The 21,542-nt window shown below is 68.2% G+C and carries 20 protein-coding genes; 9 read left to right on the plus strand and 11 right to left on the minus strand.

Translation table 11 applies throughout. The features are described 5' to 3' along the window. Window positions 1–8: 8 nt before the first annotated feature. Window positions 9–905 carry a phosphoserine phosphatase SerB gene (gene serB, locus ASF28_RS16285; RefSeq protein WP_056094855.1) on the plus strand — a complete coding sequence of 299 codons (897 nt, stop codon included), beginning with the start codon at window positions 9–11 and terminating at the stop codon, window positions 903–905. A gap of 58 nt (window positions 906–963) precedes the next feature. Here the strand turns inward: serB and ASF28_RS16290 are convergent, their stop codons facing one another. The 3 genes from ASF28_RS16290 to hflK all read right to left on the minus strand — a co-directional run bounded on the left by ASF28_RS16290 (window position 964) and on the right by hflK (window position 4,739). Further along, window positions 964–2,496, minus strand: coding sequence for a Do family serine endopeptidase (locus ASF28_RS16290; protein ID WP_056094860.1), 1,533 nt, complete (start codon window positions 2,494–2,496; stop codon window positions 964–966). Window positions 2,497–2,634: 138 nt separating this feature from the next. Next, window positions 2,635–3,579 (minus strand): protease modulator HflC, encoded by a 945-nt coding sequence (gene hflC / locus ASF28_RS16295; protein WP_056094865.1) that lies wholly within the window; start codon window positions 3,577–3,579, stop codon window positions 2,635–2,637. Next, window positions 3,576–4,739 (minus strand): FtsH protease activity modulator HflK, encoded by a 1,164-nt coding sequence (gene hflK, locus ASF28_RS16300; RefSeq protein WP_056094868.1) that lies wholly within the window; start codon window positions 4,737–4,739, stop codon window positions 3,576–3,578. Before hflK ends, hflC begins: the two co-directional genes overlap by 4 nt. A 473-nt stretch (window positions 4,740–5,212) precedes the next feature. Here hflK and ASF28_RS21945 point away from each other — a divergent pair, with 473 nt between their 5' ends. Further along, window positions 5,213–5,905: a dihydrofolate reductase gene (locus ASF28_RS21945; RefSeq protein ID WP_082476609.1), complete on the plus strand. Its 693-nt coding sequence runs from the start codon at window positions 5,213–5,215 to the stop codon at window positions 5,903–5,905. A 9-nt stretch (window positions 5,906–5,914) separates the two neighbouring features. On the opposite strand, the gene ASF28_RS16305 is transcribed toward ASF28_RS21945, so the two are convergent. Beyond that, window positions 5,915–6,709: a thymidylate synthase gene (locus ASF28_RS16305; RefSeq protein WP_056094871.1), complete on the minus strand. Its 795-nt coding sequence runs from the start codon at window positions 6,707–6,709 to the stop codon at window positions 5,915–5,917. A 90-nt stretch (window positions 6,710–6,799) separates the two neighbouring features. Further along, a complete protein-coding gene (locus tag ASF28_RS16310) occupies window positions 6,800–7,540 on the minus strand; it encodes a CPBP family intramembrane glutamic endopeptidase (RefSeq protein WP_244475051.1) in 741 nt (246 codons plus the stop codon). Between the two features lie 369 nt (window positions 7,541–7,909). Between ASF28_RS16310 and ASF28_RS16315 the strand changes: the two genes are divergently transcribed. After that, window positions 7,910–8,593 carry an SspB family protein gene (locus ASF28_RS16315; RefSeq protein WP_056094874.1) on the plus strand — a complete coding sequence of 228 codons (684 nt, stop codon included), beginning with the start codon at window positions 7,910–7,912 and terminating at the stop codon, window positions 8,591–8,593. Window positions 8,594–8,596: 3 nt separating this feature from the next. Here ASF28_RS16315 and ASF28_RS16320 read toward each other — a convergent pair whose 3' ends face one another. Further along, window positions 8,597–9,994, minus strand: coding sequence for a cytochrome P450 (locus ASF28_RS16320; protein WP_056094877.1), 1,398 nt, complete (start codon window positions 9,992–9,994; stop codon window positions 8,597–8,599). Window positions 9,995–10,133: 139 nt separating this feature from the next. Here ASF28_RS16320 and fumC point away from each other — a divergent pair, with 139 nt between their 5' ends. Genes fumC through ASF28_RS16335 form a run of 3 tightly spaced genes read left to right on the plus strand, consistent with a single transcriptional unit; the run spans window position 10,134 to window position 11,988 of the window. Continuing rightward, window positions 10,134–11,546, plus strand: coding sequence for a class II fumarate hydratase (fumC, locus tag ASF28_RS16325; protein WP_056094879.1), 1,413 nt, complete (start codon window positions 10,134–10,136; stop codon window positions 11,544–11,546). Between the two features lie 15 nt (window positions 11,547–11,561). After that, a complete protein-coding gene (locus ASF28_RS16330; protein WP_056094882.1) occupies window positions 11,562–11,750 on the plus strand; it encodes a DUF4169 family protein in 189 nt (62 codons plus the stop codon). A 13-nt stretch (window positions 11,751–11,763) separates the two neighbouring features. Beyond that, window positions 11,764–11,988 carry a ribbon-helix-helix domain-containing protein gene (locus ASF28_RS16335; protein ID WP_056094886.1) on the plus strand — a complete coding sequence of 75 codons (225 nt, stop codon included), beginning with the start codon at window positions 11,764–11,766 and terminating at the stop codon, window positions 11,986–11,988. An 8-nt stretch (window positions 11,989–11,996) separates the two neighbouring features. Here the strand turns inward: ASF28_RS16335 and ASF28_RS16340 are convergent, their stop codons facing one another. Beyond that, on the minus strand, window positions 11,997–12,764 hold the full coding sequence (locus tag ASF28_RS16340) for a helix-turn-helix domain-containing protein (protein ID WP_056094889.1): 768 nt from the start codon (window positions 12,762–12,764) through the stop codon (window positions 11,997–11,999). 82 nt (window positions 12,765–12,846) lie between these two features. On the opposite strand from ASF28_RS16340, the gene ASF28_RS16345 reads away from it, so the two are divergent. Further along, complete coding sequence (locus tag ASF28_RS16345; protein ID WP_056094894.1) at window positions 12,847–13,824, plus strand: MBL fold metallo-hydrolase; 978 nt, start codon at window positions 12,847–12,849, stop codon at window positions 13,822–13,824. A 9-nt stretch (window positions 13,825–13,833) separates the two neighbouring features. Here ASF28_RS16345 and ASF28_RS16350 read toward each other — a convergent pair whose 3' ends face one another. The 4 genes from ASF28_RS16350 to ASF28_RS16365 form a co-directional block, all read right to left on the minus strand. Next, entirely contained in the window at window positions 13,834–15,189 is a 1,356-nt protein-coding gene (locus tag ASF28_RS16350; RefSeq protein ID WP_056094896.1) for a heterodisulfide reductase-related iron-sulfur binding cluster, read from the minus strand. A 178-nt stretch (window positions 15,190–15,367) separates the two neighbouring features. Then, window positions 15,368–16,570, minus strand: coding sequence for an FAD-binding protein (locus tag ASF28_RS16355; RefSeq protein WP_056094899.1), 1,203 nt, complete (start codon window positions 16,568–16,570; stop codon window positions 15,368–15,370). Between the two features lie 110 nt (window positions 16,571–16,680). Then, complete coding sequence (locus tag ASF28_RS16360; RefSeq protein ID WP_056094902.1) at window positions 16,681–18,132, minus strand: lipopolysaccharide biosynthesis protein; 1,452 nt, start codon at window positions 18,130–18,132, stop codon at window positions 16,681–16,683. A gap of 103 nt (window positions 18,133–18,235) precedes the next feature. After that, window positions 18,236–19,246, minus strand: coding sequence for a magnesium transporter CorA family protein (locus ASF28_RS16365; protein ID WP_056094904.1), 1,011 nt, complete (start codon window positions 19,244–19,246; stop codon window positions 18,236–18,238). Between the two features lie 228 nt (window positions 19,247–19,474). On the opposite strand from ASF28_RS16365, the gene groES reads away from it, so the two are divergent. Next, window positions 19,475–19,762 carry a co-chaperone GroES gene (groES, locus tag ASF28_RS16370; protein ID WP_056094907.1) on the plus strand — a complete coding sequence of 96 codons (288 nt, stop codon included), beginning with the start codon at window positions 19,475–19,477 and terminating at the stop codon, window positions 19,760–19,762. 91 nt (window positions 19,763–19,853) lie between these two features. Next, window positions 19,854–21,497: a chaperonin GroEL gene (gene groL / locus ASF28_RS16375; protein WP_056094910.1), complete on the plus strand. Its 1,644-nt coding sequence runs from the start codon at window positions 19,854–19,856 to the stop codon at window positions 21,495–21,497. The last annotated feature ends 45 nt before the right edge of the window (window positions 21,498–21,542 follow it).

Below are 21,542 nucleotides of genomic sequence, written 5' to 3' on the forward strand. Positions count from 1 at the left end.
GCTCCCGGATGTCCCTCGTCGCGATCCTGATAGCAAACACCGCGCGTCCCGCCATCACCGATGCGGTCCTGGCCGAGACCCGCCGGGTGCTGCGAACGGAGCATCAGCCGCGCATCCTCCACGGCGAGGTCGCCGCCGAGGTGCTGGTGCCGGGGGCACCCGCCGATGCACCCGCCCTCGCCCGGCGCCTGCGCGCGGCGTTCGCGTCGGAGCCCTTCGACATCGCCGTCCTGCCCGCCGGCCCGCACCGGCGCAAGCGCCTGTTCCTCGCCGACATGGACTCCACCATGATCGAGCAGGAATGCATCGACGAGCTCGCCGCCACCGTCGGCCTGCGTGCCCAGGTCTCGGCCATCACCGAACGGGCCATGCGCGGGGAGATCGCCTTCGGGCCGGCCCTGCGCGAGCGCGTCGCCCTCCTGCGCGACTTGCCCGTCGGCGTCATCGATACCCTGATGTCCGAGCGCATCACCCTCATGCCCGGCGCGCGAACCCTGGTGCAGACGTGCAAGGCCCACGGCGCCCATACCTGCCTCGTGTCCGGCGGCTTCACCGTGTTCACCGGGCCGGTGGCCGCGATGATCGGGTTCGACGAGGCCCATGCCACGACGCTGGGCGTCAGGGACGGAAAACTCACCGGCACCGTTCACGAGCCCATCGTCGACAAGGCGACGAAGCGCGCCACCCTGATCAATCTGCGCAGCCGGTTCGGCCTCGATCCGGCCGAGACCCTGGCTGTGGGCGACGGCGCCAACGACCTCGACATGCTGGGGGAGGCCGGCCTCGGCGTCGCGTTCCGGGCCAAGCCCGCGGTGGCCGCCGCCGTCCGGGTTCGCATCGACCACGGCGACCTCACCGCCCTGCTCTACCTCCAGGGCTATGCCGCGAGCGAGTTCGTGAACTGAAAAAGGCCGCCCTTCCTTCGGATGGCGGCCTTTTCGAAGTCACGACCGTCGGGGCCGGTCAGTCGAGGCCGAGGGCCACGAAGCGGATGTCGCCGGACGCGCTCGCCACCATGAGGAGCACGGACTTGCGGTTCTCCTTGCGCAGCTGCTCGACGCGCTTGGTCACTTCGGCCGGCGTGGTCACCGGCTCCTGACCGACCTCGACGATGAGTTCGCCGGGCTTGATCTGCTTGTCGGCGGCCGTCGAGTTCGGATCGACCCGCATCACCACGACGCCCTTGAGGGTGTCCTTGATGCCGTAGCGGCGGCGCAGGTCGTCGGTGAGGTTCGACAGATTGAGACCGAGCGCCTGACGCACGGCGCTCTCGGCCTCCGGCTGGCGGGCATTGGCGAGCTGCGGCTTCTCGTTGTCTTCCAGGCGTCCGAGGGTCACGGACTTCGTCGTCTCGGCGCCCTTGCGCACCACGATCACCTCGACGACCTTGCCGACGGGGGTCGCAGCGACGATGCGCGGCAGGTCGCTGGAGGACTTCACGGCCGTGCCGTTGAACTTCACGATGACGTCGCCGACCTCGAGGTTCGACACCTTGGCCGGACCCTTCTCGTCGACACCGGCGATGAGGGCGCCGCGGGCGCCACCCTTCAGGCCGAGCGCCTCGGCCGTGGCGTCGTCGACGTTCTGGATGCGCACGCCGAGCCAGCCGCGGCGGACCTCGCCGAATTCGCGCAGCTGGTCGATGACCTGGGATGCCGTGGCCGAGGGCACGGCGAAGCCGATGCCGACGGACCCGCCGGTCGGCGACAGGATCGCGGTGTTGATGCCGATGACCTCGCCGTTCATGTTGAACAGCGGGCCGCCGGAATTGCCCTTGTTGATGGCCGCATCCGTCTGGATGTAGTTGTCGTAGGGACCCGATTCGATGTTGCGCCCGCGCGCCGAAACGATGCCGGCCGAGACCGAGCCGCCGAGTCCGAACGGGTTGCCGATGGCGATGACCCAGTCGCCCGGCCGCATTTTTTCGGAATCGCCGAACGGCACGGCTTTCAGGGGCTTGTCGGCTTCGGGCTTCACCCGCAGCACGGCGAGATCGATCTTCGGGTCCTTGCCGATGATCTCGGCCTTCAACTTGGTGCCGTTGTGGAGGATGACCTGGATGTCGTTGGCGTCGCCGATGACGTGGTTGTTCGTCACCACGATGCCCGACGCGTCGATGATGAAGCCGGAGCCGAGGGAGTTCGATTTCCGCGACTGCTGGCGCGGGGCCTCGCCGTCTCCACCACCGCCGCGTCCGCCGCGCTTGCTGAAGAACTCCTCGAACAGGTCCTCGAACGGCGTACCGGGTGGCAGCTGCGGCCCGCTGCGGGTGTTGGGCCGGGCCTCGACGGTGGTGGAGGCCGAGATGTTCACCACCGCATCCGTGACCTGATCCGCGAGGTCGGCCAGGGATTCCGGACCCTTGGCGAAGGCGGGCTGGGACAGGCCGGTGACGCTGACCGAGGTCGCCAGGGTGGCGGCCACGAGAGCCGAGCACAGGGAGCGGCGCAACGCTCGCAGGCGGGGCGCTGGGACAGCGCGCGCGACGGAATCCATGATCGACCTCTTGGCTGAAACGTTGCTCTTAGATCGTCCCCCGGACCCGGCGATCAAGGGGCCTTACGCGCTCACGAAGACGGCCGGCACTGTGAGGTGCCGGCCGCTGGGTCGTTGTCGCAGGAAGGGACGGTCGGCTCAGCGCCCGACCGAACCCGTCGCTCCCGCTTCCCCGCCGCGTCCGGCGGTGGCCGGCGAGCGACCCTGCGGGTCGCTGAAATAGCGGAAGAAGTCCGAGGACGGTGACATCACGAGGCGGGTGTCGGAGCCCTTCAGCCCGGTCTCGTAGGCCTGCATCGATCGATAGAAGCTGAAGAAGTCCGGGTCCTTGCCGTAGGCCACGGCGAGGATGCGGTTCTTGTCGGCATCGCCCTGGCCGCGAAGGGTCTCGGAGGTCTGGTTGGCCTCGGAGAGCAGCACGGTCACGTCGCGGTCGGCCTTGGCCTTGATGGTCGCGGCGATCTGATCGCCGTTGGCGCGGATGTCGGCGGCCTCGCGGTTGCGCTCCGTCGTCATGCGCCGGTAGACGGCCGTGCTGTTCTGCGCCGGCAGATCGACGCGGGTCATGCGCAGGTCGACGATCTCGACGCCGAGTTCCTTGGCCTGCCGGTTCACGTCCCCCTGGATCTGGTTCATCAGGTCCGAGCGCTGGGTCCGCACGATGGCGTCCCGGGTCGAGCGGGCCAGCACGTTCCGCAGGGCCGAGTTGGTGAAGCTGGCCAGCAGGGTGTTGGCCCGGAGGATGTTGTTGGCCGACTGGTAGAACTTCAGCGGGTCGATGATCCGGTAGCGGGCGAAGGCATCGACTTCGAGGTTCTGACGATCGGCCGTCAGCAGGGTCTGCACCGGCAGGTCGAGGTCGAGGACGCGCTTGTCGAACAGGACCACGTTGTCCATGAACGGCACCTTGAAATACAGGCCCGGCTTGTCGGTGCCGGTCTGGTTCAGCACGGCGCGGACGCGGCCGAACTGGAGCACGAGGGCCTGCTGCATCTGTCCCACGGTGAAGACCGAGGCGTAGAGCAGGACGACGACGGCCGCCGCCGCGATGAGGAAGCCGGTGCGGAGGGCTGGGTTGTTCATCGGGCGGCTCCACCGGTGCTACGGGCGCCGAATTCCGTGAGGGGCAGGACGGGGACGACACCGGCGCCGCCGGTGTTCACGCCGGTGCCGTTCTGATCGATGATCACCTTGTTGACCGAGCCCAGGACCCGCTCCATCGTTTCGAGGAAGATGCGCTCACGGCTGATCACCGGCGCGACCTTGTAGGACTCGTAGACCTGCTGGAACCGGGCGGCCTGACCGGTCGCCTCGGCGGTCGCCTGGGTCTTGTAGGCCTCCGCCGCCTGGACGATCTGCGAGGCCTTACCCTTGGCCTGGGGCACCTCGCGGCTGGCGTAGGTCCGGGCCTCGTTCTGCGCGCGCTCGGCGTCCTGCTGAGCGGCGTTCACGTCGATGAAGGCGGGGCGCACCTCGGGCGGCGGATTGACGGCCACGAGCTGCACCACCTCCATGCGCACGCCGGCGCCGTACTCGTCGAGGGCCTTCTGGGTGATCTCCTTGACCTCCTGGGCGACGCTCGACTGCTCGTTGGTCAGGATCGCCTGGATGTTGCGGCGACCGATGACCTCGCGCATGGCGCTCTCGGCGATGGCCTTGATGGTGCCCTCGGGGTTCTCGAGGTTGAACACGTAGTCGGACGCCTTGAGCGGGTTCACGCGCCACTGCACCTCGAAATCGAGGTCGACGATGTTCTCGTCGCCGGTGAGCATGAGGCTCTCCTCCGGCTTGTCCGTGGCGCGGCCCTGTGCGCCGAGGCCGGCGCGGTAACCGATCTGGATGCTGTTGACCTGGCCGACATTCGGCTTGGTCACGGCGCCGATGGGATAGGGGAAGTTGTAGTTCAGCCCCTGGCCGGTGGTGCCGGTGTAGCGCCCGAACATGGTGGTGATGCCGACCTGCTGGGGCGCCACCGTATAGACGCCCGTGGCGAGCCAGCCGATGGCGAGGAGCCCCGCCGCGATCAGGATGCCGCGTCCACCGCCCATGGAGCCGCCGGGCAGCACGCCGCGCAGGCGGTCCTGGCCGCGCCGGAGCAGATCCTCGAGGTCGGGGGGCGTCCTGCCGCCACCGCCACCGCCGCCGCCCCACGGGCCACCCCCGCCGCCATTGCCGCCGCTGCCCCGGCCCCAGGGCCCTCCCCCGTTGCCGCTACCGCCGCCGCTCTGATTGCTCCAAGGCATGCTCGCCGATATCTCCCGTTCCAGCAGCGTGTCCGCTGCGCAAAGCCTTAAGTGGCCCGAAGCCCACTCGCGCTGTCCGCGACGGGCGGACCGTGCCTCCATCCCGTGGACGAGCGCGTTGTACGATCTCGATCGGCGCATTCCACCTGCGAGACCACGCATGGCCCTGTCAAGATTGCCAGTTGGGCATCGCGAGGGAGAATGGCAACAGCGACATACCGCTCTTGCCCAACATACCTCCCTATCCAGCGAACCAACGAACGATCACGAACCGGGGTGTGGCTTGGCCTCTCTGGTGATCAGCTTGGAATCGTGTTTGAGGTGCGGTGATAGGCTAAAGGTCCAATGCGCCAGAGACGTTTCGTCCGGTCCCGCATCATGTCGTCCTCCACTCAAACTTAACCGTTTGCAGCCATCGTACACGAGAAACCGGCAAGCGAATTTAATCGCAGCTTAACAATGAAACTTGAGCAATGAAGCCGATTGAACGTCCAATGCCGTCGATATCCTATATCGTGGCTCGCAGCAGTCCCGGTGGGGTAATCGGCTGCGAAAATCAGTTGCCTTGGAAACTCAAGACAGACATGAAATTTTTTCGCTCTGTCACGCAGGGTAATGCTGTAATTATGGGAAGAAAAACCTTTGAATCTTTAGGAAGGCCGCTTCCGAATCGAACCAATATTATACTTTCTACCGAAAAATCAGGGTTGGCAGATGGCACGATTTGGGTGAATACGCCCGAGAATGCTCTGTATATTGCAGATCTATTCTCAATTTTGGGTGCAAGAACCGAGATATTTGTGATTGGCGGTGCGCAAATCTATAAAGTTTTCACGTCGATGTTCACTAAAATCTATCTCACAGAGGTTTTTCACCAATTTCAGGGCGGTGATGCCTTTTTTCGAAATAAGTTCGACCGGCGCGAGTGGGATATTGTGCAGGAAAACACATATCCCGCTTCAGATCAGGATGAGTTTCCATTTCGAATTTGCGTCATGGAGAAAAAAATCAAATATACTCGCAACCGAGATATAACGGAATTCTATGTTAATAATAAATTCATGAATACAGATAGTTACCCCGAAAGTTTGCAAGGTGATTTACAGCGTCGCATTGATTCTCAGGAAGAGCAGATATTGCTCCCCTTCACGAAGCGAGTGGCCTAATCAATTTTTTCAGACCGCCACCGGCGCGCGGATGGCGGGGTGCGGCGCGTAGCCCTCGATGGCGATGTCCTCAAAACGGAAGTCGAACAGGGACGTGACGGCCGGGTTCAACGCGAGACGCGGCAGGGGGCGTTCCTCGCGGGTGAGCTGGAGGCGGGCCTGATCGAGGTGGTTCACGTAGAGGTGTGCGTCCCCCAGGGTATGGACGAAGTCGCCGGGCGTCAGTCCCGTGACCTGTGCGATCATCGCCGTCAGCAGGGCGTAGCTGGCGATATTGAACGGCACGCCGAGGAACACGTCGGCCGAGCGCTGGTAGAGTTGGCACGACAGCCGGCCCTCGGCGACGTAGAACTGGAACAGGCAATGGCACGGGGCGAGCGCCATCCGGTCGAGGTCGGCCGGGTTCCAGGCCGAGACGACGAGGCGGCGCGAATCCGGGTTGCGGCGGATCTCGTCGAGCACCCAGGCGATCTGATCGACGCTGCCGCCGTCGGGCTTGGCCCACGAGCGCCATTGCCGGCCGTAGACCGGGCCGAGGTCGCCCTCCGCGTCGGCCCACTCGTCCCAGATGGTGACGCCGTTGGCCTGGAGTGCCCGCACGTTGGTATCGCCCGTGAGGAACCACAGCAATTCGTGGATGATGGAGCGCAGGTGCAGCTGCTTCGTCGTCACCAGGGGGAAGCCGGCGGCCAGATCGAACCGCATCTGGTGGCCGAACACCGAGAGGGTGCCCGTCCCCGTGCGGTCATCCTTGCGGACGCCCTCCGAGAGGATGCGTTCGAGAAGCTGATGGTAGGCGTGCATCGCGGCTCCGGCTGTCCTTCGTGAATAACGCGTCGGTGGCGGCGAGGCGAGGTCGTGGGCGCTCCCGGTCGCGGTTGTCCCTAACGATCCTCACCCCTCGGGCCAGAGCACCCAGGCGATCATGGCGAGGTTGCTCCAGGCGTGGAGCACGATGCAGGGCCACAGGCGTCCCCCGTGCCAGCGCAGCCAGCCAAGCATCAGGGCGAGCGGCAGGAGCGAGACCGGCCGGGCGAGGCCGAAGCCGTTGATGTGCGCGCCGGCAAACAGCGCAGCGGTGGTCAGGATGGTGAGGGTGGGGCCGGCACCCCGCAGGCCCCGGGCGAAGACGAAGCCGCGCATCAGCAGTTCCTCGGCCACGGGCGCCAGGGCGACGACGGTGGCGAGCCACAGGATGACGCCGCCGGCCTGGAGGGTCGGCGAAAGGGTGGCGTTGCGGGCCACGGGCGCACCGAACGCGGCGCCCGTGCCCGTGACCCAGGCGATGTGGACGACGGGCCACGCCACGAGGAGCCACGCGAAGGTGCGCCGCGACAGGGTGGTGTCACGCGGAGCCGTCAGGGCCAGGGCCTGTCGCCATGAGGGTCCATTGGTCCAGCGGGCGGCGGCGAGGACGAAGAGCGCGAGGATTCCCTGGCGCACCCCGTCGAGGGCGAGTTCGCGGGCGGCGAACTGGCGTGGACGCAAGGGGCTGCGTCCGGCGGCCGAGAACGGATCGAGGCCGTCGAGCCAGTCGGCCCCGACACGGACGATCACCAGGGCGACGACGCTCGCCGCGCCGAGAAGCAGAACGGCGCGGAGCACCATGCCGGCCAGGGCGCGCGCGACTCGCACGGCCGCGACCCACCGCCCGGTCATATCCGGACCGTCACGTTCGGAAGGGACCCTCGGATCGGGCTTCAAAAGCGACCGGACTCTCTCTATGTTCACGGGACTGCCCGATGCGCCGGTGACGGTGACGCGCATTTCCGCATCGGCGGAATGCTCCGATCCCGAGACGGTACCCGGCACTTTCCGACAGAACCACGGGCCTTTGGACGCATCGCATGCGGGCTGGACAGGCTGCGGGTTCCGGCGGAAGGTCGAGGTCGTTCGGGCACTACCGGAGACGGCCGGCAACGGCACTCCGCTCGATTTTCATCCGACCCCGGTGCGCCCTAGGGCGTGCGACGGCGGCCAGGCACCGGGTATAAGCGACCGCAGATGGCAGACGATCTGATCCGCTACGATCTTCTGGTGCAGGATGCCCTGCGCGGCGTCGTGCGCAAGGTGCTCACCGATGCCGCCCGGGAGGGGCTGGCCGGCGAGCATCACTTCTACGTGTCCTTCCGGACGGAAGCGCCCGGGGTGCGGATGTCCCAGCGTCTCCGCGAAAAGTACCCGCAGGACATGACCATCGTGCTCCAGCACCAGTTCTGGGATCTCAGCGTCAACGAGCACACCTTCGAGGTCGGGCTGTCGTTCTCCGGCGTGCCCGAGCGCCTGCTGGTGCCGTTCGACGCGCTCTCCGGATTCTTCGACCCGTCCGTCCAGTTCGGCCTGAAATTCGACCTGACCGAGGGCATGGAGGAAGCCGTCGAGGCCGTCGACGACGACGCCACGCCCCTGGCGACCGGCAAGACCGCTCCGCGCGGCGCCGCCTCCGAGCCGAGCGAACTGAAGCCGAAGGGCACGGGCCTCGCCGCCATCGGCTCCGGTGTGCCCAAGATCGGGCCGGCGACCGCTTCGACCCAGAACAACACCGATGGGGACCAGGCGGACAAGCCCGCCGCCAAGCCCGCCGCGAAGCTGTCCGTCGGCAAGACGCCATCGAAGAAGGCCGAGGGCGAGGGTGCCGAGGCCGGCGCCGAAGTCGTGAGCCTCGACGCGTTCCGCAAAAAGAGCTGACGGTCAGCCGCGGCGCGCGACTGCCATGCGCAGGCCGTGCTCCGGCCGCAGGGTGACCCGGTGCAGGGGCGTGACCGCCGGGTGATCCGCCGGCACGCGCAGGCGCACGGACCGGACGATGTGAGCCAGCACGATCACCGCCTCCTGCAGGGAGAAGCTCTGACCGATGCAGACGCGCGGGCCGGCCCCGAACGGCAGGTAGGCGAAGCGCGGAATCGCCTTGCGCGCCTCACCCAGGAAGCGGTCCGGCACGAAGGCTGCGGGATCGTCCCACAGGGTGCGGTGACGATGGAGCACGTAGGGCGCCACCATCACCAGTGACCCGCGCGGGATCTTGACCCGGCCGATGCGGTCCTCGGCGATGGCCTGACGGCTGAGGAACGGCACCGGCGGAAACAGCCGCATGGTTTCCTCCATGACGGCCCTGGTGAACGGCAGCGCCTCGGCGTCGAATCCCCCGTCTGCCGGTACGGCATCGACCTCGGCCTCGATCCGCGCCCGCGCCGTGTCGTCCTGCGACAGGCAGTAGAGCGCCCAGGTCAGGGCATTGGCCGTGGTCTCGTGTCCGGCGGCGATGAAGGTGACGATGTTGGCCTTCACCTCCAGATCGGTGAGACCCTTGCCGGTCTCCGGGTCCTGCGCTTCCAACAGAAGAGTCAGGAGGTCGGCCGGCGCGCGGTCGACCGCGATCAGGGCCCGGCGCTTGTCGATGAGCGCATCCACCACCTCGGCGAAGAACCGTACGGCGGGACGTGCCCGCAGGCGGCCGATGCGCGGCACGAAGCCCGGCACGCCGAACACGTCGAGGGGATCGATGGGGCCGACGGCTTCCAGAAACCGCGTGATGGCCCGGCCCAGCGCATCCGGATCGCTCGCGAGCCCCTGCGTGAAGATGGTCCGCTCCAGCACGTCGAGGGTGACGCGGGTCATCTCCAGGGCGGCGTCGATCGTGGTCCCGTCCCGGCGCGCGAGACGCCGCGCGATGCGCGCGCCGGCGGCGTTCATGGGGTCGGCGAAGTCTAGGACGTGGCGGGCGGAGAAGATCGGTGCCAGTGTGCGGCGCTGGAGCTTCCACTCCTCGTCCTCCGCCGTGAGCAGACCGTTGCCGAGGCCGGGGGCCAGGACCCGTCGCTGGAGGTCGTCCTTCCGGTAGTTGGCGGCGTTCTCGACGTAGAGGTAGCGGATGAGGGCCGGATCGCTCACCACGGTGACGCGGCCCATGGCGCCCTCCCCCGCCATGACGGGCTTCTCGAAATGCTCGTCGAGCCAGGTGGTGATGGGGTTGGCCCGCGCCGCCTTGAGGAAGGCGAGGAGACCCAACGGCTGGCGCAGGGGGCGCGGCACGGCCGGGCGGAAGCGCACGGGCGCATCGGGTGGGCACGGGGCGGCGGCATCCATCATCGGCGTGTCATCACTCCTGGGTCAGGGGCAGGCCGCCAAAAAAGCGTTGAGACTTCCAAGGCACCGTCACCCGGTGCCATCGCGATTTCGACCTGCCCGGTTTAAGTAGGGTGCGCCGCAGCCACACGAAGAGGCCACGATGTCGCCCACCGAGACGCCCGCCACCCGCACGGAATCCGACACGTTCGGACCCATCGAGGTCCCGGCGCATCGCTACTGGGGGGCTCAGACGCAGCGCTCGATCCAGAACTTCAAGATCGGCACGGAGCGGATGCCCGCGCCCCTCGTCCACGCGCTGGGCCTCGTCAAGCAGGCCGCCGCCCTGGTGAACCAGGATCTCGGTGGCCTCGACCCGAAGGTGGCCCAGGCCATCGCGGCGTCGGCGGCCGAGGTGGTCTCGGGTGAGCACGACCAGGAATTTCCCCTTGTGGTGTGGCAGACCGGGTCGGGCACCCAGTCCAACATGAACGCCAACGAGGTCATCGCCAGCCTCGCCAACGAGCTTCTGGGCGGCAAGCGGGGTGGCAAGTCGCCGGTGCATCCCAACGATCATTGCAACCGGGGTCAGTCCTCCAACGACGTTTTCCCCACCGCCATGCACATCGCGGTGTCGCGCGAGATCAACGACCGGCTGATGCCGGCCCTCCGGCACCTGCACGACGCCCTCGACGCCAAGGCCCAGGCCTTTTCGGGGATCGTCAAGATCGGCCGGACCCACCTGCAGGACGCGACCCCCGTGTCGCTGGGTCAAGAATTCTCAGGGTATGTCGCGCAGGTGGCCCTCGGCAGCGCCCGGGTCCAGGCGACCGTGCCGGGCGTGCTGGCGCTGGCCCAGGGCGGCACGGCGGTGGGCACCGGCCTCAACGCGCACCCCGAATTCGCGGAAAAGTTCGCCGCCAAGGTCGCCGAGCTGACGGGCCTGCCGTTCACCTCGGCCGAGAACAAGTTCGAGGCCCTCGCCACCCACGACGCCCTGGTGTTCACGCAAGGAGCGCTGTCGGCGCTCGCCGCCGGCCTGTTCAAGATCGCCCAGGACATCCGCCTGCTGGCGTCGGGCCCGCGCTCGGGCCTCGGCGAACTGTCGCTGCCCGAGAACGAGCCCGGCTCGTCGATCATGCCCGGCAAGGTCAACCCGACCCAGTGCGAGGCCCTCACCATGGTCTGCGCCCAGGTGATCGGCAACGGCACCACCGTGAGCTTCGCCGGCAGTCAGGGCCATTTCGAGCTCAACGTGTTCAAGCCCGTCATCGCCAACGCCGTGCTGCAATCGGTCCGGCTGCTCGCCGACGCGGCGATCTCTTTCACCGACAATTGCGTGGTGGGCATCAAGGCCAACGAGGACCGCATCGCCGACCTCATGAGCCGCTCGCTCATGCTGGTGACGGCGCTCGCGCCGTCCATCGGCTACGACAAGGCCGCCGAGATCGCGAAGACCGCGCACAAGAACGGCACCACCCTGAAGGAAGAAGCCCTGCGGCTGGGATACGTCACGGACGAGGAGTTCGAGCGCGTGGTGCGCCCGGAGACCATGCTGGCGCCCAGCGCCGACTGACGGAAGTTTTCGCGCATGGCGGAGATCATCAACCTGCGCGACGCCCGCAAGGCGAAGGCGCGGAGCGCGAAGGAGGCGAAGGCGGCCGACAACCGCATCGCCTTCGGCCGGCCGAAAAAGGCGAAGACCCTGGCCGAGGCCAAGAAGGCCATCGAGGTCTCGCGCCACGAGGGCCACAAGCTCGTGGGGCCGGACCCCGAGTGAAGGAGCGCCAACCGTGACGGGCGGCATCACCAAGCGCTCGGTGATGATCGCCGGCCACCGCACCAGCGTGTCCCTGGAGGACCCGTTCTGGGATGCCCTTCGCGCGGTCGCCGACGCGCGCAATCGGTCGGTCCAGGCGCTGATCGGCGAGATCGATGCGGGGCGGGACGGGCAGAACCTGTCGTCTGCGATCCGGGTGTTCGTGCTGGCGGCGGTTCAGGTGAAGGCGCGATCCTGAGGTGCCGCCTATCGGCGAACGCCCAGGAGGCTCCGCGAGGCCGGTGCCCCGAACGTCCTGCGAAAATCGTTGGCGAAATGGGCCTGATCGGCGAAGCCCGCCGCGTGGGCGGCGCCGGTGAAGTTCGCCCCCGCGACGACGGCGGTGATGGCCCGGCGCATGCGGAGCCAGGAGCGATAACGCCGGAACGGAACGCCGATCTCCTGGGTGAAGAGGTGCTGCAGACGCGACGAGGACAGGCCCACCGACCGGGCGAGCGCGTCGGCCGACAGTGCGGATTGTGGTTCGGCCCCCAGGCGCGACACGACCCGGGCGATGCGGCCGTCCAGCGAACCGTCCGTGTGTCGGAGGGAGAAGCCCGCAAGATCGGCGAGTGCCTCGCCGGCCCAGGCACAGGCTCCCCGATCCTCGTAGAGGGCGCGCAGGGGTACGATCTCGCCCCCTGCCGCGACGCGGGCCCCGGCGATGGGGGTAGCGCCCCGCATGAGTCCCATCAGGGCGAGCGGCGAGGCTTCGGGTTCGAGGTAGAGGACCGCCAGGGGGTCCCCGCCGCAATCGAGTTCGTGCGCCAAGCCCGCCGGCACGAAAGCGGTCCGGCAGGTGATCCACGCCGTGCCGTCGAACCGTATCCGGAAGCACCCGTAGAGGCCCGCGAGATAGACCGGCGCCCCGTGCCGGTGGCTGGCATTGTACGCCAGCGGCCCGGCGAACAAGGTGTGCGCGCCCTCCACATGCCAGAGCGGGCCGAGCGCGTGGGGCGCAGCAGGTTCGTTCAAGCGCCGCCCTACGTCACGATGCTAGCCCTGCCCTGAAGCCGGAGGCCCGGGATCATCCTGGCGCACGCGGACCGGCGGGGGAATGCCCATCATGATCGATCTCACCCGCCGCAGCCTCGCGGCATCCGCCCTCGCCCTTGCCGTACCGCGGTCCGCGACGGCGCAGACTTGCCCGCTCGATGTGCCGCCCATGATCCACCGGGTTCGGCTCGGGGCCTTCACGGTGACGACCCTGCTCGATGCGAGCGCGATGATCGATGGTCCCTGGCCCATCGTCGGCGAAGACCGCGGGCGCGGCGAGGTCGAAGCCCTGATGCGGGAGAATCGCCTCCCGCCGAACCGGTTCAAGCCGGGCTTCACGCCGACCGTCGTGCAGACCGGCCGCGAGACCGTCCTGTTCGATACCGGCAACGGCGAGGTCGGGTTCGTGCCCCGTCCCGCCGGCGGGCAGCTGGCGCGGCTTCTGGCACGGGCCGGCATCGCACCGGAGACCATCGACGTGGTCGTCCTGACCCATTGCCATACCGATCATATCGGCGGCCTCGTGGAGGGCGGGCGCCCGCTCTGCCCGAGGGCGCGCTACGTGGTCGGCGCGGCCGAGGATGCGTTCTGGCGCGACGAGTCTCGCCTGTCCGCGCCGCCGGAGAGCAACGCGTACAAGTCGGCCCGGGTCTTCCGCAGCCACCTGCTGCCGCTTGCCGACCGCACCACCTTCGTGAAGCCCGGTGACACGGTGGCGCCGGGCATCACCGCGCTGGCCGCTTTCGGGCATACGCCGGGACACCTCGCCTTTCACGTCGAGAGCGCCGGGCAGCGCATGATGGTCTGGGGGGATTGCGCCCATCAAGAGGTCGCCTCCCTGGCGCACCCGGAATGGCAGGCGTTCTTCGACATGGACAAGGATCGGGGGGCCGCCACGCGCCGGACGATCTACGACATGGCCGCCACGGACGGGCTTCTGGTGGCGGCCTACCACACCGCGTTCCCGTCGCTGGGCTACGTGGTGCGGCAGGGGACCGGCTACCGCTGGATTCCCCTCACCTATCAGCTCGATCCGTGAGCCCCAGCGTCAGGCCGCCGTCAGCACCGCCGGCTTCGGCCCGCCCGTGGCCCAATCGAGCAGTTCCACCGTGTGCACGATGGGGATGGCGGTGCCCTTCCCGATCTGGGTCGCACAGCCGATGTTACCCGTGGCGATGACGTCGGGGCGCATGCGCTCGATATTGGCGACCTTTCGATCGCGCAGCCGGCCCGCGATTTCGGGCTGCAGGATGTTGTAGGTGCCGGCCGACCCGCAGCAGATGTGGCCCTCGGGCACGTCCTTCACGGTGAAGCCAGCCGTTTTCAGGAGGGCCTTGGGCTCCGTGCGGATGCCCTGGCCGTGCTGCATCGAGCAGGCGGAGTGGTAGGCGACCACGAGGTCGCTCGCGATGAGGGTCGGCATCAGGCCGAGGCTCGCCACGTACTCGGTCACGTCCTTGGCGATGGCCGACACCCGCGCGGCCTTCGCCGCGTAGGCCGGGTCGTCGCGGAACATGAAGCCGTAATCTTTGATGGTGGTGCCGCAGCCGGACGCGGTGACCACGATGGCGTCGAGGCCGGCACCGTCCATCTCGGCGATCCAGGCGTCGATGGTGCGCCTGGCCTGGGCATGGGAGGACTCGGCCTTGCCCATGTGGTGGGTGAGCGCGCCGCAGCAGCCCTCGCCCTTGGCCTGCACCACCTCGACGCCGTGGCGGGTCAGCAGCCGGATCGCCGCCTCGTTGAAGTCGGGCCGCAGGACGCTCTGGGCGCAGCCGCGCAGGAGCGCGACGCGGCCTATGCGGGCCGGCGCCGTGGTTCCCTGGAGGGCGGCGCTGGCCTCGAGCGCCCGGGTCTCGGCCGGGAAGGTGCCGGGCCGGTCGGTGCGGTTGCGGTTGGGCAGTTCGGCCGGGGCGAGATCCAACATGGCGGCCAGCCGATTGCCGAGGCCCGGCACCCGCGCCACGATAGGTCGGAACGGGCTCCCGAGCTTGGCCCCGAGCAGCGCCAGCCGGAAACGGTTGGGATAGGGCAGCACGAAGGCGAGCACGGCGCGGAGTGCCCGGTCGCCGAAGGGCCGCGTGTAGGTTTCCTCGATATGCGCGCGGGCGTGATCGACGAGGTGCATGTAGTGCACGCCCGAGGGACACGTCGTCATGCAGGACAGGCACGACAGGCAGCGGTCCACGTGCTTGACCACCTCCGGTACGGCGGGCTTGTTGCCCTCCAGCATGTCCTTGATGAGGTAGATGCGGCCGCGCGGGCTGTCGAGTTCGTCGCCCAGCAGCAGGTAGGTCGGGCAGGTGGCGGTGCAGAAGCCGCAATGAACGCAGGTCCGCAGGATCTTCTCCGACGCCGCCATGGCGGGATCGGCGAGCTGCGTCAGGCTGAAATTGGTCTGCACGGCGTGTTCCTGAATCCACCCTTCGCGGGGCCGCTCCACACCGGGGCGTGCGGGCACCGTCGGTTCAAACGGACTCTAGGGCGGAACGACCGCCAAGCCGAGCCTTTGGAATGACTCCAAACCCCGGAAGGCGCCGATTTGATAGCCGGCGCCTGCGGGTAAGAGTGTCGCGGCGCCGTCAGATTCCCGCGTACATCCGGCCCGGATTGAAAACCCCCACCGGGTCGTGCGCCGCCTTCAGTCCGGCCGTGATCCGCATCAGCGGTTCCGACAGGGGCTCGAACACCGGCACGGCGGCGCGCACGGCATCGGGCGCGCGCACCAGGGTGGCGTGTCCGCCCTGGGCCTTGACGGCCGCCCGCACGGCCGCGGCCCCGGCGTCGCCCTCCGCCGCGGTGGCGAGCCAGATCAGGCCGCCGCCCCAATCGTAGAACCAGCGGGCCTCCCGTTTGGCCGCGATGGACGCCGTCAGGGCGGGGCCGTGGGTGGGGGCGGTGGAGATGCGCCAGATGGCGGCACCGGCCGGCTCGGCCAGGGGGACGGCGTCGCGGATGCCGGTCCAGAGGTCGGTCCCGGTATCACCCTCGACGATTTCGGGGGCGCCGAAGCGCCGGAGCAACGTCGTCAGTTCGCCGAGCCGATAGGCTACGGAGTCCGAAAATCCCTCGACGCGCAGGGCGGTGCGGGCCTCGGGTCCGCCGATCCCGGCCGGCAAGTGGGCGGCGCCCGTCAGTTCGAACGGCGAACCGAGGGCGGCCGCGAGGGCGGCGACGGCGCGGGCATCGTCGAGGCCGGAGAATACGAGGGTGGAGATCCGCTCCTGCACGGGCAGGACCTTGAACGTCACCTCCGTGAGCAGGCCGAGGGTGCCCCAGGCGCCGGCCATGAGCTTCACGAGGTCGAGGCCGGTGACGTTCTTCATCACCCGGCCGCCGGATTTGATGATCTCGCCCCGGCCATTGACGAAGCGCACGCCGATGAGGCTGTCGCGGGCCGCCCCGGCATTGATCCGGCGCGGACCGGAAGTGTTGGTGGAGGCCACCGCGCCGAAGCTCGGCGTGCCGTCCGTCCCCATGAGGCGGCGATGGTCCATGGGCTCGAACGGCAGCATCTGGCCGCGCCCGGTCAGCAGGGCCTGCACCTCGGCGAGCGGCGTGCCGGCGAGCGCCGAGACCACCATCTCGGCCGGCTCGTACAGGGTGATGCCCGAGAGCCCAGCGGTGGAGAGCGTCGCCTCGTCCTCGGATGCGGGATTTTGGGCCGGACGGCCGATTCCGGCCTTGGTGCCGCCGCCGACGAGACGCAGGTGCTCCGTCCGGGCGGCGGCCGCCCGGACGATGTCCGCCGCCGCGTCCGCGTCGTGAGGCTCGTATGACCGCATCGTTTCCCGCCCTGGCCGGGCGGTGCGCCCGGTCCGTCTTCGTATTTTGTGCCCCGATCCTAATGAGAATCGTTCGCGATTGCATCCGGTCCCGCACCACCGAGCGTGGGCTATTCCGCCGCTTTCGGTGCCGTGCCGCGCCGCTCGGCGAGCCGTGTCGCGACGAGGCTGCGCAGGCCGGCGATATCGAAGGCCCAGGTGAACGCGCCGTAGACGAGGATGCCGAGGGGCAGGCCGAGGGCCAGCGCCCGCACGGGTTCGAGATGGCGCAGGGGCACGAGGCACAGGGCCATGGCGGCGCAGGCGACCAGTGCCGCCAGGAGGTCCCACCACGGCAAGCGGAGGCGCTCCCGTCCCGTCAGCGCGCGGATCGCCAGGAAACCGGTGGCGGCGGCGAGGCCCGCCGTCTGTGCCGCAGCGATGCCCTCCGGTCCCATGAGCGGCGGCAGGAGCCACAGGCCGAGGGCATCGACGGCGAGCCCGAGCACGGCGGCGGCGATGACCGGCAGGGTCCTGCGGCGGATCTGGAAGATCGGATTGAGGGCGAAGTTCATCATCGCGAGGCAAAAGAAGCCGGGGATCATCAGGCCGGCATAGGCCGCGAACGGACCGCGATAGGCGTCCGGCACCACGAGGGCCTGCAGGGCGGGGAGGATCGCCCAGAACCCGACGGCGCAGGGCAGCAGCAGGGCCACCACGGTGCCGACGTTGCGTCCGACCTGGGCCTCGGCGGCCGCACGGCCCTCCTCCTCCTCCACCCGCACGGCAAGCTGAAACAGCAGAAGGTCGAGGGCGGTGCCAAGCGTCCCGATGCTGCGCGTGGTGACGTCGGCGGCGAGGGCGAAGTAGCCGGCTTCGGCGAGTCCGGCCTGGGCCGCGATGGTGCCGCGATTGAGGAACGGCAGCAGCTGGTAGATGGCGTTGGCGGCGATCAGCGGCAGGCCGTAGGCGAGGAACAGGCGCCAGGTTTCGGCGAGGCGCACGCGCAGGCGCGGGCTCACCGGATCGCGCATGGGCCGCCACAGGATCGCGGTCGCGAGGAACTGGCTGAGACCGGCGGCGGCCAGCACCCAGGCGGGCTGGGGCAGCAGCCATGCCGTCCCGGCCATGAGCACGAAGGCCAGGATGTTCTTGATCGCCACGAGCCGGAAGTAGAGGCCGCCATCGAAGCGGGCCCGGGCCAGGGCCGCGTGGTAGTCGAACACGCCGATCCCGAGGGCGGCGATGCCCGCGCCGGCCGTGATGGCCGCGCGGCTCTCCGGGCCGGCCTCCAGCCCGAGCCCGGCGCAGACCAGGGCGGCGGCGAGCAGCACGGCACCGAGCACCGCGTAGGCCCGGTCGAGGCCCTGGCGGATCCACGGTTCCTGTTCGCGGACGCGCATCGAGTAGAACCGCGTTGCCGACAGGCGCAGCCACTCGAACAAGACGGTGTTGGCCACGATGGCGCCGGCGGTGGCCAGGGCGAACAGGCCGAAATCCGCCGGGCCCAGCAGCTTCGCGATGAGCAGGCCGAGGACGAAGTTGAGCCCGGCGTTGAGGATGAAGGCGCAGATCACGGCCATGGCGGGAGCGGGCAGCCTTGCGTCGAGGGGGAGCTCGCGCCTCTGGGGGGCAGGCTAAGCGGGCGTGCGCGAAGAATCCGTCAACCGGATGGCGGGGCCGCGCTCAGAACCAGCCGCGCATCCGGAAGAAGACCATCGGCACGAGGGCGCTCAGGACGACGAGGGCGAGGCCGTAGGGATAGCCGTAGGCCCAGTCGAGTTCCGGCATGTGCTTGAAGTTCATGCCGTAGAGGGACGTGACGAGGGTCGGCGGAATACCGACCACGGAGACCACGGTCAGCACCCGGAAGGTGTTGTTCTGCTCCATGTTGATGAGGCCGAGCGTCGCGTCGAGGAGGAACTGGACGTTCTCCGACTGACGGATCTCGAACTCGTCCAGGGAGGCGATGTCGCGCCGCACGGCCTCGAAGCGTGGCCCCTGCTCGGCACCGATGAGATGCTCGCACTCGTTGGCGACGAAGGGGACGATGCGTTCCAGGCCAAGGAGGCTGGAGCGGATCTTGCCGAGCGCCTTCCCGCGCCGACCGATGCCGCGCAGGATCCGGCGCAGGGCCAGGTCGCGGCGGCGCGGCGTCTGAGTCTTGAGCTTGTCGTCGCTGGCGGGCGCACCGCCACGCACGTCGAAGTCGAAGATCCGGGTCGAGAGGGCGTCGAGGTCGGCGCCCATGTCCTCCAGGGCATCGGCCAGACTGTCGACCAGCTCCTCCACGAGCAGGAGGAAGATTTCCGTGCTCGTGGTCCCCGGGCCGTCGCCCTCGGCGATGCGCTTCTTCACCTCCGCGAACGCGCGCAGATCGTGAAACCGCACGGTGACGAGGTGGTCCTTGGTCAGGACGAAGCCCAGGGGCTTCAACGACGAATCGACCTTGTCGAAGGTGATCATCGGCGTGGACAGCGAGAATCCATTCTTGAGCCGCCGCAGCCGGCTCGAATTCTCGACTTCGCTCAGGGCTTTTCGCGAGGGGACGCGGATGCCCGTCGTAGCCTCGACCTGCTGGACCTCCTCGGCGCTCGGATCGTCGAGATCGATCCAGATGGCGACGGTCGGCGTCGCATCGGCGGCCTCCGAGCCCTGGGGCTCGACCGCGCCGTGTGGTCCATGGAGGCTGATCATCGCTGAAGGATCATTGGGGGAAGGATGGTCCGTGGCGGGGCGGAGAACGAGAGGAAAGCCGTCGCGCGACCGTCGCGCTGACCTGCGACAGTCTTGACTCACGGAAGGCATGCGCCTACGTCCGCGGCATCGTTGGCACTCACCGATCGAGAGTGCTAACGGCCTGGGTTGAGCGCGCTGCCGCGCCGCATCAACGCCATCCACGAATTTAGAGCAAGAGGGCAGCTCATGAAGTTCCGTCCGCTGCACGACCGTGTCGTCGTTCGCCGTATCGAAGGCGAAGAGAAGACCAAGGGGGGCATCATCATCCCCGACACCGCCAAGGAGAAGCCGCAAGAGGGCGAGATCGTCGCCGTCGGCCCCGGCGCCCGTGACGAGGCCGGCCGCATCAACCCCCTCGACGTCAAGGCCGGTGATCGCGTGCTGTTCGGCAAGTGGTCCGGCACCGAGGTCAAGATCGACGGTCAGGATCTCCTGATCATGAAGGAATCCGACATCATGGGCGTCGTCGCCTAAAGCGGCCGACCCCTTCCTTCGTCCTTAACCCGAGCCCTTTGAGCGCGCTCCTTCAGCGCCTCGGGGCTTCTCACCAGATAGGGAATTCAACATGGCAGCGAAAGAAGTCCGTTTCGGCTCCGACGCCCGCGAGAAGATGCTGCGCGGCGTCGACATCCTGGCCGACGCAGTGAAGGTGACCCTCGGCCCCAAGGGTCGTAACGTCGTCATTGAGAAGAGCTTCGGCGCTCCCCGGATCACCAAGGACGGCGTCACCGTCGCCAAGGAGATCGAGCTCGCCGACAAGTTCGAGAACATGGGCGCCCAGATGGTGCGCGAAGTGGCCTCGAAGACCAACGACATCGCGGGCGACGGCACCACCACCGCCACCGTGCTCGCCCAGGCCATCGTCCGCGAAGGCGCCAAGTACGTCGCCGCCGGCATGAACCCGATGGACCTCAAGCGGGGCATCGACCTCGCGACGAAGGCTGCCGTCGAGGACATCACGAGCCGCGCCAAGAAGGTCGCCTCGTCCGAAGAAGTCGCCCAGGTCGGCACCATCTCGGCCAACGGCGACAAGGAAATCGGCGAGATGATCGCCCACGCCATGCAGAAGGTCGGCAACGAGGGTGTCATCACCGTCGAAGAGGCCAAGACCGCCGAGACCGAGCTCGACGTCGTCGAGGGCATGCAGTTCGACCGCGGCTACCTTTCCCCGTACTTCATCACCAACGCGGAGAAGATGGTCGCCGAGCTCGAGGACCCCTACATCCTCATCCACGAGAAGAAGCTCTCGTCGCTCCAGGCGATGCTGCCGGTTCTCGAGGCCGTGGTGCAGACCGGCAAGCCCCTCGTCATCATCGCCGAGGACATCGAGGGCGAGGCGCTCGCCACCCTCGTGGTGAACAAGCTGCGCGGCGGCCTCAAGGTCGCGGCCGTCAAGGCACCGGGCTTCGGCGATCGCCGCAAGGCCATGCTCGAGGACATCGCGATCCTGACTCAGGGTCAGATGATCGCCGAGGATCTCGGCATCAAGCTCGAGAACGTCACCCTGCCGATGCTCGGCCGCGCCAAGCGCATCCGCATCGAGAAGGAGACCACCACGATCATCGACGGTCTCGGCGAGAAGTCGGACATCGAGGCCCGCGTCGCCCAGATCAAGGCGCAGATCGAGGAGACCACCTCGGACTACGACCGTGAGAAGCTCCAGGAGCGTCTGGCCAAGCTCGCCGGCGGCGTCGCGGTCATCCGCGTCGGCGGTGCGACCGAGGTCGAGGTCAAGGAGAAGAAGGACCGCGTCGACGACGCGCTCAACGCCACCCGCGCTGCGGTGGAAGAGGGCATCGTCCCCGGCGGCGGTACCGCCCTCCTCCGCGCCCGCGAGGCCGTTCGCGCCCTCAAGAGCGACAACCCGGACGTCCAGGCCGGCATCAAGATCGTGCTGAAGGCCCTCGAGGCCCCCATCCGTCAGATCGCCGCCAACTCCGGCGTCGAAGGCTCCATCGTCGTCGGCAGGATCACCGACAACACCTCTTCGATCACCTACGGCTTCAACGCACAGACCGAAGAGTACGTCGACATGATCCAGGCCGGCATCGTCGACCCGGCCAAGGTCGTGCGCACCGCCCTGCAGGACGCGTCCTCCATCGCCGGCCTGCTGGTGACCACGGAAGCCATGATCGCCGATGCTCCGAAGAAGGACAGCGGCGCCCCCTCGATGCCGGGCGGCGGCGGCATGGGCGGCATGGACTTCTAAGCAGTCCAGGCGCTCAAGGATCGTCTTCGGACACCCTCCCCCGGC

Source organism: Methylobacterium sp. Leaf99 (genome assembly GCF_001422375.1).
Taxonomy (GTDB): domain Bacteria; phylum Pseudomonadota; class Alphaproteobacteria; order Rhizobiales; family Beijerinckiaceae; genus Methylobacterium.